Source organism: Chitinophaga hostae, from assembly GCF_018224885.1.
GTDB lineage: Bacteria > Bacteroidota > Bacteroidia > Chitinophagales > Chitinophagaceae > Chitinophaga > Chitinophaga hostae.
In genome coordinates this window covers 555,934-569,514 of sequence record NZ_JAGTXB010000002.1, presented here as the reverse complement: position 1 = coordinate 569,514, position 13,581 = coordinate 555,934, and the positions used below count along the sequence as shown (strand labels likewise).

Annotated in this window: 12 protein-coding genes; 9 read left to right on the top strand and 3 right to left on the bottom strand. The window is 48.7% G+C overall.

Features of this window, described 5'->3' with window-relative positions:
* The first annotated feature begins 38 nt into the window (after window positions 1–38).
* Window positions 39–1,256 (top strand): tetratricopeptide repeat protein, encoded by a 1,218-nt coding sequence (locus KE626_RS06635; RefSeq protein ID WP_211972068.1) that lies wholly within the window; start codon window positions 39–41, stop codon window positions 1,254–1,256.
* A gap of 92 nt (window positions 1,257–1,348) precedes the next feature.
* On the opposite strand, the gene KE626_RS06630 is transcribed toward KE626_RS06635, so the two are convergent.
* Window positions 1,349–2,020, bottom strand: a complete 672-nt coding sequence (locus KE626_RS06630) for an ankyrin repeat domain-containing protein (protein WP_211972067.1) — start codon at window positions 2,018–2,020, stop codon at window positions 1,349–1,351.
* A gap of 194 nt (window positions 2,021–2,214) precedes the next feature.
* On the opposite strand from KE626_RS06630, the gene KE626_RS06625 reads away from it, so the two are divergent.
* The 7 genes from KE626_RS06625 to KE626_RS06595 all read left to right on the top strand — a co-directional run bounded on the left by KE626_RS06625 (window position 2,215) and on the right by KE626_RS06595 (window position 9,919).
* A complete protein-coding gene (locus tag KE626_RS06625) occupies window positions 2,215–2,838 on the top strand; it encodes a (2Fe-2S)-binding protein (protein ID WP_249207304.1) in 624 nt (207 codons plus the stop codon).
* Window positions 2,835–3,815 carry an FAD binding domain-containing protein gene (locus tag KE626_RS06620; RefSeq protein ID WP_211972066.1) on the top strand — a complete coding sequence of 327 codons (981 nt, stop codon included), beginning with the start codon at window positions 2,835–2,837 and terminating at the stop codon, window positions 3,813–3,815. The genes KE626_RS06625 and KE626_RS06620 overlap by 4 nt, the downstream gene beginning before the upstream one ends.
* Complete coding sequence (locus tag KE626_RS06615; RefSeq protein WP_211972065.1) at window positions 3,812–6,013, top strand: xanthine dehydrogenase family protein molybdopterin-binding subunit; 2,202 nt, start codon at window positions 3,812–3,814, stop codon at window positions 6,011–6,013. Before KE626_RS06620 ends, KE626_RS06615 begins: the two co-directional genes overlap by 4 nt.
* Window positions 6,014–6,038: 25 nt before the next feature.
* On the top strand, window positions 6,039–7,193 hold the full coding sequence (locus tag KE626_RS06610) for an XdhC family protein (RefSeq protein WP_211972064.1): 1,155 nt from the start codon (window positions 6,039–6,041) through the stop codon (window positions 7,191–7,193).
* Window positions 7,193–7,789, top strand: a complete 597-nt coding sequence (locus KE626_RS06605; RefSeq protein ID WP_211972063.1) for a nucleotidyltransferase family protein — start codon at window positions 7,193–7,195, stop codon at window positions 7,787–7,789. The genes KE626_RS06610 and KE626_RS06605 overlap by 1 nt, the downstream gene beginning before the upstream one ends.
* 415 nt (window positions 7,790–8,204) lie before the next feature.
* The gene (locus tag KE626_RS06600) at window positions 8,205–9,098 is read left to right on the top strand and encodes a phytanoyl-CoA dioxygenase family protein (RefSeq protein ID WP_211972062.1); all 894 of its coding nucleotides are present in this window, start codon (window positions 8,205–8,207) and stop codon (window positions 9,096–9,098) included.
* 11 nt (window positions 9,099–9,109) lie between these two features.
* Complete coding sequence (locus KE626_RS06595; protein WP_211972061.1) at window positions 9,110–9,919, top strand: SDR family NAD(P)-dependent oxidoreductase; 810 nt, start codon at window positions 9,110–9,112, stop codon at window positions 9,917–9,919.
* A 152-nt stretch (window positions 9,920–10,071) separates the two neighbouring features.
* Here the strand turns inward: KE626_RS06595 and KE626_RS06590 are convergent, their stop codons facing one another.
* Window positions 10,072–10,851 (bottom strand): DNA-formamidopyrimidine glycosylase family protein, encoded by a 780-nt coding sequence (locus KE626_RS06590; RefSeq protein ID WP_211972060.1) that lies wholly within the window; start codon window positions 10,849–10,851, stop codon window positions 10,072–10,074.
* Window positions 10,852–11,179: 328 nt separating this feature from the next.
* On the opposite strand from KE626_RS06590, the gene KE626_RS06585 reads away from it, so the two are divergent.
* A complete protein-coding gene (locus KE626_RS06585; RefSeq protein WP_211972059.1) occupies window positions 11,180–11,932 on the top strand; it encodes a murein L,D-transpeptidase catalytic domain family protein in 753 nt (250 codons plus the stop codon).
* 1 nt (window position 11,933) lies between these two features.
* On the opposite strand, the gene KE626_RS06580 is transcribed toward KE626_RS06585, so the two are convergent.
* The gene (locus tag KE626_RS06580; protein ID WP_211972058.1) at window positions 11,934–13,502 is read right to left on the bottom strand and encodes a L,D-transpeptidase family protein; all 1,569 of its coding nucleotides are present in this window, start codon (window positions 13,500–13,502) and stop codon (window positions 11,934–11,936) included.
* Between the last annotated feature and the right edge of the window lie 79 nt (window positions 13,503–13,581).

Below are 13,581 nucleotides of genomic sequence, written 5' to 3'. Positions count from 1 at the left end.
AAAAATTCACGTATTTTCGCGCAAAACCAAGTTATAGTATGGCGATGCACGAAGTAGAATCATTGGTGGAGCTATCCGTTTACTGCCTCGACAAAAGCGGGGAAGAAGGACTGGATCGCAGAAGTCTCTTTTACAACCTATATCAATTACAACAACAGTTTGATACCGGCTTTACCCATTTCAGGGTAATGGATATCCTGATCAAACATCGTTTCGTATATACTTTCCCGATAACAGCACACCCGGCATACCATACCTTCAAAGACTGGTTTGATGCCCTCGCCGCCAGTCAGAAATTTAGTTTTATTTACCGGCAGCCAACGAAAGAATGGGATGAAGAAACCAACCCGGTAGCGGGTTATGCTAATTTCGACTTCAACACACAAACCTATATTTTATACTGTGATGCAGGTTCCCTGCTGTGGGCCAGCCTGGTGGCCAATGGCGCCATCACCGGCGACGACGCCATTGCGCCTGTTGACATGGAAACCTTTTCCATGGCGCATGAAATCGCTGAACTGGCCGGTGAACAAAAGGACAAAGACCTGCTGGCGCTCTGGTATCAGCTCCTGCCCTACATGGTGATGCAGGCGGAACAGGAAGGAGCAACTATCAACTACAAAGCCCTTGAAGCGGTACAGGAACTGGTGGTCGCCAATGATGCTATTAAGGAAGAAGGATTGCCACCTGCCGATGAACTTCCTGTAGGCGGCGAACTGGGCAAATTTTGCCAATGGTGGTATGCACCGGCGGCCGACAAAATGAAAGCCACCGCTGAGCCGGAAGAAGAAATAGACCTGGAAACAGTACCCTTCACGGAAAATGTGGAAAAAAGTGCCGCCTGGTACGAGCAACAGGTAGTGCAGATCCTGCAGGAAGCTAATACAGCTATTAGTGAGATGGAAGATAACGGAGCCAATGAAGCCACCCGGCAGCATGTGTATGGCAGTTTGCAACTGGGATTACAATATGCAGAAAAAGGACTGGAGCTGTCGACCGCCGAGCCTGGCCTGCTGATGAATAAAGGCTCTATACTGATGCTGCTCGAACAATACGAGCCTGCGCTCGCGGCTTACGATCAGGCCATGGCCATTTCGCCGGAAAATCCATATGTGCATCTCAACAGGGCTGTCCTCTTTTATCATATGGACCAAATCCCCGCGGCTATTGCTTCCTTCGAACAGCTGTTAAAACTTGATCCCGGTAATGAGTTTGCACAACAGTGGCTGACACATCTGAAAAATAATGAACAATAATATTACAGATATTGAAAAGCACCCGGCAGTATGATGCCGGGTGCTTACTATAGCTTCCTGTTACAGGAACAATTTAGCCATGAACGCCTGGTTTACTTTGCCCCTGCTTCCTGCAACATTTTTATGATCTCACTGTAATTGCTGTTCTTGGCATGCTGTAATGACGTAACCCCGTCTTTATCTGCGATATTCACATCTGCTCCGCCGGCAATCAGCATCTTCACTACCTGTTGATGCGCAGTGCCTCCACGTCCAAGTATAACGGCTTCCAGCAAGGCTGTCCAGCCAAGGCGGTTGATGTGGTTTACCGGGAAAGTTTTATCGGCCAGCAACAATGCTATTACTTCAATATGCGCGCGTTCGGCAGCTGGTATAAGCGCAGAACCACCATAACGGTTAAACACGGTGTAATCCGCACCTGCTCCCATACACATTTTCAGGATATCCGCATATCCTTCTGCACCGGCATAGAGAAAAGGAGAATTCAACTGTTTATCCTGTGCATTCACATTAGCGCCCGCAGCTATCAATACCCGCGCTGCTTCGGTATGATGATGATAGGTAGTTACCATCAGCGGGGTACGTCCCCGCTCATCCTTTGCTTCCAATAATGCCGCATCGCCCAATGCGGCTTTAATGCCGGCAGTGTCGTTGTTGGCCGCTGCTTTGAAAATAGTATTGTTACGTATCACCACTTCCCTGTTTTTTTGCGCGCATGCCGGACTCATTAGCCCGAACATGCCCAGTAATAAAATAAGTCGCATAATAATCGGTTGCTATGTTACAAAGATAACTGCGTCTGCAAAAAGATAATGGTGTTATCCCGGGATAAAACAGGACTAATAGCAACCGGCGGCGCAGGCGGCGAAAAAACAATCTCAGCTATATAACCACCCAAACTAAAATCCTAAAAATCCCAATATTTTTTCCTACCTTATTAATGAAAAATTCTGAAGCAATGTCCGCTGAAAACGACCAACACCCAAGGGATAAACAAGCAGGCCGCCGCGACTTCCTGAAGCAATCTTCCGCTATGATGGCCCTGGCACTCACACCGCCACTGGTAATAAAAGCTGCAGCACATGATGAAGCCATCGCCGGGATCTTTGAGAAGATGCCGGTGAACATGGAAATAAACGGTAAAAAAATGCAGCTGTCGGTGGAGCCACGTACCACATTGCTCGATTTGCTGCGGGAACAACTTGCATTAACCGGCACCAAAAAAGGTTGTGACCACGGGCAATGCGGCGCCTGTACGGTGCATGTAAACGGCCGGCGCATCAACTCCTGTCTTACCCTCGCTGTAATGCAGGAAGGCAACCAGGTCACCACGATTGAAGGCATTGCCAACGGTGATCAGCTCCATCCTGTACAGGAAGCTTTCATCAAACACGACGGCTTCCAATGTGGCTACTGCACACCCGGTCAGATCATGTCGGCCGTTGCCTGTATCCGCGAAGGCCATGCGGGCTCACCGGAACAGATCCGTGAATTCATGAGCGGTAACATCTGCCGCTGCGGTGCGTACGACAATATTGTAAATGCGATCGTAGACGTAAAAAGCGGAGGGAAAACAGTATGAACCAATTCTCCTATGTACGGCCGGCCAACCTGAAGGCCGCTATCGACGCCGTTGCAAAAGATAAGTCTGCCCGCTTCATCGCCGGCGGTACCAATTTACTCGACCTGATGAAAAGCGGCGTGGTTACCTCGGAAAAACTGGTAGACATCAACCGGCTGCCGCTAAAAGATATTCAGCTCAGCGAAGGAGCCCTGCATATAGGCGCCCTGGTGCTTAACAGCGACCTGGCTGCACATGACCTGGTAAAAACCCAACACCCCCTTCTTTCCCAGGCCTTGCTGGCAGGCGCTTCCCAACAGCTCCGCAATATGGCTACTGTAGGCGGCAATATGATGCAGCGCACCCGCTGTACCTATTTCTATGATACTACAATGCCTTGTAACAAACGTGCGCCCAACAGCGGCTGCGGTGCCATCGGCGGCATCAACCGCATGCACGCCATATTCGGCGCCAGCGATAGCTGCATCGCCGTGCATCCCAGCGACATGTGTGTAGCCCTTGCCGCACTCGACGCTATGGTACTGGTAACCGGCCCTAAAGGCAGCCGCCGCATTCCTTTCACCGACTTCCACCGCCTGCCGGGAAATACCCCGCAACTGGATAACAACCTCGGAAAAGGAGAATTGATCACCGCCGTGGAAATTCCATCGAACCACTTTACCAAAAATATATATTACCTGAAAGTACGCGACCGCGCCTCCTACGCTTTCGCACTGGTATCGGTAGCCGTGGCACTGGATATCCGCGATGGCGTTATACACGAAGCCCGCTTAGCCATGGGTGGCGTAGCACACAAACCCTGGCGACTGCCCGAAGCAGAAAAAGCATTGGCTGGCAAAGCACCCACTGCAGAAAATTTTCGTATAGCCGCCGGCATTGCCACACAATCTGCCAAAGCCTATAAACATAATATGTTCAAACCGGCACTCGCACTCAACAGTATCCAAACCGCCTTACAAAAAGCCGCCAGCGTATGAAAAAACAACAAACAGGACAGTCCATGGACCGTGTAGATGGTCGCCTGAAAGTAACCGGCGGCGCCAGGTATTTCGCTGATCATCAGCCCGACGGGCTCCTCTATGCCGCGTTGGTATGCAGTCCTGTCAGCAGCGGCACCATAAAGAGTGTGAATGCCACCCTGGCCTTACGCGCACCTGGCGTAGTGGACGTAGTATCCCATCTGAATGCCCCAAGGGTGCCTGCCTACCAGGAATCCAAACCCGGCGCGAAAGATGGACTCAAAATTTTTAAAGACGACCGCATCTACTCCAACGGCCAACCCGTGGCCATTGTAGTGGCCAATACCCTGGAACGTGCCGTATACGCCGCCTCACTGGTAGAAGTACAGTACAACCAGGAAACACATTACACCGATATGAACGCCAGCATGGACAAAGCCTTTCAGAACAGCCGTATGAAAGACTATGTCCGCGGCGAAGCCGGCGCATGGGAAAAGGCGGCAGTTACACACACCGCACAATATACCATTCCACTCGAAGTACATAACCCCATGGAACTGGCAGGTATTATTGCGCACTGGACCACCCCCGATACGCTCACCCTGTATGCCAAAACCCAGGGCGTAAAAAGTGTGCAGGAAACTATACAGGATCTGTTTAAGATCCCCGAACAAAATATTACCGTACATTCCCAGTTTGTGGGCGGCGGTTTTGGCATGGCCCTGCGTATCTGGCCGCTGGAAGTAGCCACTATACTGGCTGCCAAAAAAATACGCAAACCTGTAAAACTGGTGATCACCCGCGATCAGATGTTTACCCTGGTAGGCTACCGCCCCAATGCCACGCAGCAACTGAGCATCGGCGCTACTGCAGAAGGAAAGCTCACCGGCATTACCCATGAAGCAGTAGCCATCACGTCGCCATACGAAGACTTTACCGAAGGCATTGTAGCCATGAGCAAATTCATGTACGCCTGTCCCAACGTAAATACCAAATACCAGCTGGTACCGCTCAATATGAGCACGCCGGTATGGATGCGCGGCCCGGGAGAGGCAACTGGTTCTTTCGCGCTGGAATCAGCCATAGATGAGCTGGCACATAAACTAAAGATGGATCCGCTGCAACTCCGGGTAATCAATCACGCAGATGTGGATCCGGAAAAAAACCTGCCCTTCTCCAGCAAATACCTGAAAGAAGCTTATGAAATAGGCGCCGAAAAAATCGGATGGACCAACAGGAACCCGGTTCCCCGCAGCCGGGAAGAAGATGGTATGCTGGTAGGCTATGGTATGAGCAGTGGCACCTTCGGCGCATACCGCGGCAAAGCTACGGTATCGGCTACACTAAAAGCCGATGGCTCCCTGGTATTGCAAAGCGCCGCCAGCGACATTGGCCCTGGCACCGCCACCGCCATGGTACAAATTGCCGCCGATGTAACCGGTATTGCGCCTGAAAAAATAAAATTTATGCTGGGAGAATCCAGCTACCCGTTTGCCCCGGAACAAGGTGGCTCTTCCACCGTATCTACCGTAGGCAGCGCAGTTTCAGACGCCTGCAAAGCATTGCAGCAACAACTCGCCACCATCGCCATCAGTAATATTCCTGCTTTTAAAACAGCTGCACCGGAAACCATTATTTATGAAGACGGACAACTGCTCACCGCCAACCGGCAGGAAAAAATCAGCTACGAGGCGCTCTTACAACAGCAACAACTGCCGGAAGTAAAAGTGATGACGACCTCGCAAGGCGGGCCGGAAAGAAAAAAATATTCGATGTACTCTTTCTCCGTACACTTTGCCAAAGTACATGTACATCCTGCTACCGGTGTAGTGCGTATCAAACATATTGTAAGCGTGGCCGACGCAGGCACCATTGTAAATGCCAAAACTGCCCGCAGCCAGATGATTGGCGGCGTAGTAGGCGGCATCGGTATGGCACTAACGGAAGAGGCTATACTCGATCATCGCTTCGGCCGTTTTGTGAACAACAACTTCGCCGATTACCATGTGGCCGTAAATGCAGACACGCCGCCAACGGATGTATACTTTATCAATAAGAAAGATCCTTACATCAACCCGATGGGATCCAAAGGAATGGGAGAAATAGCACTGATAGGCTTTGCAGCGGCAGTAGCCAATGCCGTTTTCAATGCCACCGGCAAGCGTGTCCGCGATTTGCCGATTACACCGGATAAAGTGCTGGAAACTACCGCATAGATTATAGAGCTGGAAAAACAACGACATGAAAGAACTGGAAGATATTGTGAATGCATACCATCATGCCTGCCGTCAGGGCCTCAACACCGCACTGGCAACGGTAGTGCATGTGGAAGGCTCCGCCTACCGCCAACCCGGCGCCCGTATGCTGGTTACTGAAAATGGCCTCCTCACCGGCGCCATCAGTGGCGGATGCCTCGAAGGAGACGCCCTGCGCAAAGCCCAGCTGGTGATGATACAACAGCAACCTCTGCTGATCACCTATGACACCAATGATGAAGATGATGCCAAACTCGGCGTGGGACTGGGATGCAACGGTATAATACATATCCTGCTGGAACCGGTAAATGCAACAGACGCGGGCAATCCAATAGCCCTGCTCCAACAGGTGATCAACCATCGCTGCCCTGCCGTACTGGTAACCCTGTTCACCCTGCGCGACCGTAAAGCGCCACAACCAGGTACCTGCCTGGTATTGACTGCCAACGGTGAAATGCAGCACCGCATCCCCGATTGCCACCTCCAAAATGCAATCACCGCCGATGCGCATCTGTCGCTGCAAACACAAACAACCTTTACAAAAACATACCTTTCTACCGGTAACGACTATACGGCACATACTGCCTATATTCCACCGGTGCCCCAACTGCTCATCGCCGGCGCCGGCAATGATGTGATCCCCCTGGTGAAAATGGCCGCCCTCCTCGGATGGCATACCATTGTGGCCGACGGCCGCCCCGGATACGCCACCACCGCCAGGTTTCCACAGGCTACTCAACTGCTCACCGCCAAACCTGCACAATTATTATCGCAGGTGCGCACCGATCAGCACACCGCCGTGCTCCTGATGACGCATAACTACAATTACGACCTCGCCCTGCTGGCACAGGTAATGCCATTGCCACTGCCATACATCGGAGTATTAGGCCCCGCAAAAAAACTGCAACGCATGCTCGATGAGCTGACAGACAATGGCATCCGCATTTCCCGGCAGGAACGGGCACGTATACACGGCCCCGCCGGACTGGACCTCGGCGCAGAAACAGCAGAAGAAATTGCACTGTCAATTATCAGTGAAATCAAATCCGTACTCTCCACTACAACCGCCCACTCCCTGCGGGAGAAAACAACGGCCATACATCCACGTGAACAACAAATCATCCTTCAACAACAATTATAATGGAAACAACCGGTATCATCATCCTGGCCGCTGGCGCCTCAAAAAGACTGGGAACACCCAAACAACAACTGCCCTTTCAGAATAAAAGCCTGTTGCAAAATGTTGTTCATACCGCAGCGCAGGCAGGTACTATGCCTATCGTAGTGGTGCTGGGTGCTTTTGCCACACAAATCAAACAGGAACTCATCGCAGAAAAAGTATACACCGTGGTTAATCCCCACTGGCCCACCGGTATGGGCGGTTCCATCCAAACAGGCCTGCAGCACTTGTTACAGCTGTCGCCCCAGGTACAAAATGCCTTATTGCTCCTCTGCGATCAGCCATTTATCACCACCCCACTGCTGAAAGAAATGTATGCACTGAAAGCTTCGTCCCGCAAAGCAATCGTTGCCTGCGCCTACGGCGACACCATCGGTACCCCCGCCCTGTTCGATAAAGCACTCTTCCCCCGGCTGTTAGCGCTGAATGGACAGGAAGGCGCTAAAAAAATATTACAGCAACATCCCGAACAGGTAGCTACGGTGAGCTTCCCGCAAGGCGCCATAGACATCGATACCAACGGTGATTACGAACAATTTTGTCTTGCCCAGGATTAACGGTGATTATGATGATTTTCAGGATTTTTTCCCATTTTTTGATTTTAAAGATTAAGGGAGATATAAGCGGATATATCTTTATTAATCTTTAAAAAATCTAAAAGAAAAAATCCTGAAAATCATCATAATCACCGTTAATCCTGGGCAAGACAAAAAATATTTTTTTGTAAATAAAATGATATACCTATATTTGTCTACAAGATTGGTAGACTAATAAAAAACGTATTCACCATGAACAAAGAGCATCAATACAAAAACCCGCGCCCGGTAAGCGCTTCAACCCAATATTCATACGCAGCAGCTTATTGTTGTTGTTAATCCCCCACGCCCACCCTGCGGCCACCCCACCAATTGCCGCTATCGCATTTATATTTCAACAACTGTATTAATCACTGTCAGCTAAAGTACATTCGTCATGAAAACGAACAACCAACCCGCATTCCATCTCGGCGATGGAGTAACAACAACGCATCTCTCTTATTTCCGTAAACACGGGATCATCCAGTTTAAAAACTTCCTGGATAAATCTGCTTTAACACAGATTCATACAGAAGTACACCAGGTACAGGAATTACTGCTGCGTAATAACATCCAAAAAGTGAATGGCATTCCGCTGAAATTCGGTACAGATGTAGATGGCAGCCCGCTGATACAGCGCATCGCCTTTGCCTCGCACTACAGTAACACGTTGCGTGAATTACTGAAAGACAAAAGACTGCAATCCCTCACTGCTTTGCTGGGCGCCTACGCCGGTAGAATAGGTGAAAATGAAAAAGATGGTTTGGTGATCAACCACTACGTAAATGCTGCCGAAAGCCAGTTCAAACAACTGGGCTGGCATACCGATAGCCCGCGCGACCTCTTCCTCGGATCCCGCATTCTGCCTATGCTGAATGTAGGCATCCACCTGGACGACTGCCCACTGGAAAACGGCGGACTAAGAGTATTACCCGGCACGCATGAGCAGGGATTACTAAAACTGTTATTCAGAAAAAAATACTTCATCGACAACAATCCCGATAAGAAAGAAGTAGGCTTCGACATTCAAGCCGGCGACCTTACTGTACACGATGGCCGCCTCTGGCACCGGGTACAGCAATCACCTTACACCGGCGAAAAAAGCCGTCGCAGGGTGATGTACATTCCTATCATCACAGGCGCCTATCAGCCTAAAACGGCCAACAGCCCTACGCCTTTCTATCATAAACTGGCGCACCTTAAACAACATCTCTATGGTGGCAGACCGCAATGGGCAAATATGAAAGCCGGAACAGAAAGTCTCGCTGAAGTAAATACACCAACACGCTAAAAACAATACGTATGTCATACGCACTCATAACCGGCGCGGCCAAAGGAATAGGCAAAGCCATCGCGGCGCAACTGGCCGAAAGAAATTATCATCTGCTGCTCGTGGATATCGACGAAAAAAATCTTGCTGCCACCGCAGAAGAACTCTCTGCACAATATCACGTGCACGCACACACGTTACAGCAAGACCTGTCGCATCCCGATGCACTGGAAAAAGTAACTGACTGGAGCAGCACGTATCACGATGCGCTTTCTGTAGTGGTAAACAATGCCGGTTATGGCATCAACGGGGCGTTTGAACAACTTTCACTGGCGGAACAATTCAATATCATTGATGTCAATATCAAGGCGCAGGTAGGCCTGTCATATGCTTTTATTCCCATACTGCGGAAGTTCCCAAAGGCCTACCTCCTGAACCTCGCCAGCACCACCGCTTATCAGACAGTGCCCTACCTGAATATTTATGCCGCTACAAAAGCTTTCGCGCTTTCTTTTACGCGAGGGTTAAGACATGAACTAAGGCATTCCGGCATCTCCGTAAGCGCACTAAGTCCGGGTAGCACAGATACCGATTTTGTAAACAGGGCCCGCATGGGCGACTATACCCGCAACATCGCCAACCGGTTTAACATGACGCCCGAAAGCGTTGCAAAAATTGCGATAGACGGGCTTTTTAAAGGCAAAGCAGAAATCATCCCCGGCTTTACCAATAAGCTGAATGCATGGCTGCCTAAATTTTTCCCCAAAGCATTTGTAGAAAAAATTGCCGCAGGTATTTACGAACCAAAAGAAAAAGCACCCGAAGTGGCGCTTATAACCTGAGCATCATTGTCGCTGATTATATATAAAAAGCTGCATCGTTCATAGCGATGCAGCTTGCTATTTATAGGAACAAGATTTGTGTTATCATCATAAAACAGATCTACCTTCGCATACCTGGCTATGCACTTCAAAATGCGCAGCAACTCATTGAACTACTCAAATAACACCTGCTCGTCGGTATAATATGTTTTCCTGCCGCCACCGGTGTCTTTCTTAATCTCAGCGCCACCAGGGCTTTCCTTCAGCTTGGCATTATGAACGAGCATAAAATCCCTCACTTCCCCATTGATAATATCCGGGTGATGCTTCAATATTTTCTTCTCCGCATCCTGCAGGATCTTTTTAATAGATTTCAGCAATACTTTTACCTGTACGGCCGGAATCTTATTACAAACAGAAAAAGGAGAAATTTTTGCATCCCATAAAATATCATCTGCATAAGCATTACCTATCCCCAATACATTATGTTGATCCAGCAAATACTTTTTAATCGTAACCTTCTTTTTAGCCAGCTGTGTTTGCAGGTAGCTGTCATTAAAATCGGCCGATAAAGCATCCGGCGCCTCCTTCTCTTCCGGGTCAAGAAAAACATTGGCAGCAGCCTGGAAATCTGTCAGGGCCAGCCCGGCGCCATCTCCAAATAATAGTTCCACAATGGTATATTTCTCCTCATTTTTCTTTTGGAAGAAGTATAACTTACCGTGCAGCATTAAATGCATGCCCAATACATGCCCGTTCTTAAACACAAAATGGAGTTCTTTTCCCACTCTCCGTATATGCTCCAGCATTTGGCCGTCCAGGGCTGCCGCTAATGCGGCTGGCGTAGTCTGCAGTTTTTTGGCATTTTTAACGGTCACTGACTTTAGTTCTTTATGCAGGAGCGCTTTTTCCAGGTTATGGCTAAACACTTGTAAATCGGGTAATTCAGGCATAGCTCAATTTTTTATGAAAATTTAAAGATAGGGCAAATAATAAAGGGCCGGCACAAGGCCGACCCAATTTTTATGGCAGTTTTTTCCTCTTACAAAACAGTATCCCAAAGATAAAATCCATAAAATAGCGGCTTATGCTGATATTGTCCAATATTTAACCAATGTTTGCCACTTATACACATTTTTCATGTATGTGAAAGACCTGTTAAAAAAACAGTCACAACGGCCTCAGACGGCCATTACAAGAATATTTCCACTGCAAAAAACGTTATCTTCGTAGTCTATGCCTTTTAAAATTTAATAACTAACAAAATACTACGGCGTGAACATGAAATTGAAGAAAGCGATCAGACCGTTAATTTTTATTTTTACCATTTGCATTTTTGCATTCCTGATTACCACTCTCACCACAGCAGAAAATAAAACTGTCACCCATCAACCGGTTGCGGCTGATGTTAAATCTGACTCCGTTCAACGGGAAAGTCTATACGATAATATGCGGTTGGATTCAACAGGACTTTCAAGGGAAGCCTTTGAAAATGCTTTGGTAGGCTATCAGCACTTGCAGGAAAATGGCCGGATAAAGAATCCGGATGTGTTGTCAATTATCGACTTCTCCCTTCCCAGTACAAAGAAGCGTTTATTCGTTATTGATCTCAAAAACAAAATCCTCCTTTTTAACACACTCGTATCACACGGCAGAAATTCCGGGAAAGATATTGCCAGCACCTTTTCCAACAAAATGAACAGCTTTAAAAGCAGCCTGGGATTTTATATCACCGGAGATACCTATAGTGGCGAGCACGGTTATTCACTACGTTTGGAAGGAGAAGAAGCAGGCATCAACGACAACGCGCTTAGCAGGGGTATTGTAATGCACAGTGCGGATTACGTAAATGAAAATTTAGGTAAGATGCAGGGATATATTGGCCGCAGCCTGGGATGCCCTGCCATTCCTGAAAATGTTCACCGTAAAGTGATCGAGCGCATCAGAAATGGTACCTGCCTGTTCCTGTACAGCCCGGATAAATACTATTCTGCCCACACAAAAATACTGACCAGGGATAGCAGCGCTTCCTGACCTATTTAAATAGTTTCCTTCTGAACACAACATCGTGACCATAAACGTCCGATGCGAAATGCAGCTGCCCATTATCGTTCCAGGCGGTAAAATAAGTAATGATCACGGGCACCGGGTCTTTTACCGCCACAAATTGCTGTTTACCACTATTCATCGCGCTATCTATTTTTTCGTTGGTCCATCGGGGTGAGCCTTCCAATACAAACTGTGCCATTTTCACCGGGTCTTTTAACCGTATACAACCATGGCTGTAAGCGCGGTTATCCCGCTCAAACAAGCTCTTTTCCGGGGTGTCATGAAAATATATATTGTAACTGTTCGGGAACAGGAACTTTACCTTTCCCAGCGCGTTATGGGCGCCGGGCAATTGCCGTATTACGGGCAGCCCGTTAGCAGTTCCGGTAACTTCCATATGTTTGGATGCCAGGTACCGCTTATTACGGGCTATCGCCGGCAATATTTCCTTCCGTACAATACTGCGCGGAATATTCCAGTAGGGGCTGAATACTACCTGGTTCAGCACGCCGGAAAACATCGTAGTGCTGTGCCCTTCTTTTCCCACCACAATATCCATATCGAACAATCGGGTTGAACCATCGGTAACATGCAGTGCAAACGCCGGTATATTCACCAGTATCAGCTTGCCTTTGGGTGTTTCCGGCATCCATTTCATACGTTCCATATTCACCAGCAGCTGCTGCAAACGTTCCTCCGCCGGGATATTCAGGGCGTTTATCACCGTATCATTCAGCACCCCGTTTTGCGTATAGCCATTACTGTTGCGAAAGCTGTTTATGGCCGCTTCCAGTTCACCGGTAAACACCTCGCTGCTATCGTTATGCTTTAGTTCTCCGGTAACAAACAGCCTCTTTTTAACAGCTATTATTTCGGGAGATGACTGACCTTTCTTTAATCCTTTTTTCACCGCAGACACCGGCTGCCAGCCGCCCTGGCGTATATATTGCCGGTAAGCTTTGAGCGGGCCTTTCATTATTGACACCGCAGGAAACATTCGATCGTTTGTTTGCAACATAGAATCTGCCAACTCCATCACCGGGTACCTTTGCGCTGGTATCATATGCTCCAATTGCCCGATACTGCCATTGGTTTCCCGGAAATAGTTGATCAGCCGCCAGGTAAGCTGCAGTTCAGTGCTGATCATTTCCGCATCTGTAGCCGAAATTTCCAGGCTGTCTTCGTCCATCAGGGCATCCAGCCTTCTGTCCAGTGCCTTGTTGCTGGTACTATCCTTACTATAATTATACAGGCTGCGAAACGCCGCTGCCTGCTCCGAAGGCCCGCGGCTATCCAGCCAGGCAAACTCAAAATTGCGGGCATTGTAAAAACTACGCAAACGCGTGGCCAGGGTATCACCCAACCGCTGCTTTATAATAAACTTTTCTACCGCCATGCTGTCGAGGAACAGATCATTGTAGGCATTCTCCGGTGTAATGCCGGTATTCCGGGGGCTGATATCATCTTTGTTGTTGGAGTTGACCGGCGCAGTGGGACTACCGCAGCTGTTCAGTATCATATAGGCGACCCCTGCTATCAGTAATAACCTTTTCATACCCGTTACACATCAAAAGAAAAGCCGTTTCCCTGATTTGCGCTCACAGCGGTTAAATAACACCGGATACGTGGCCGCA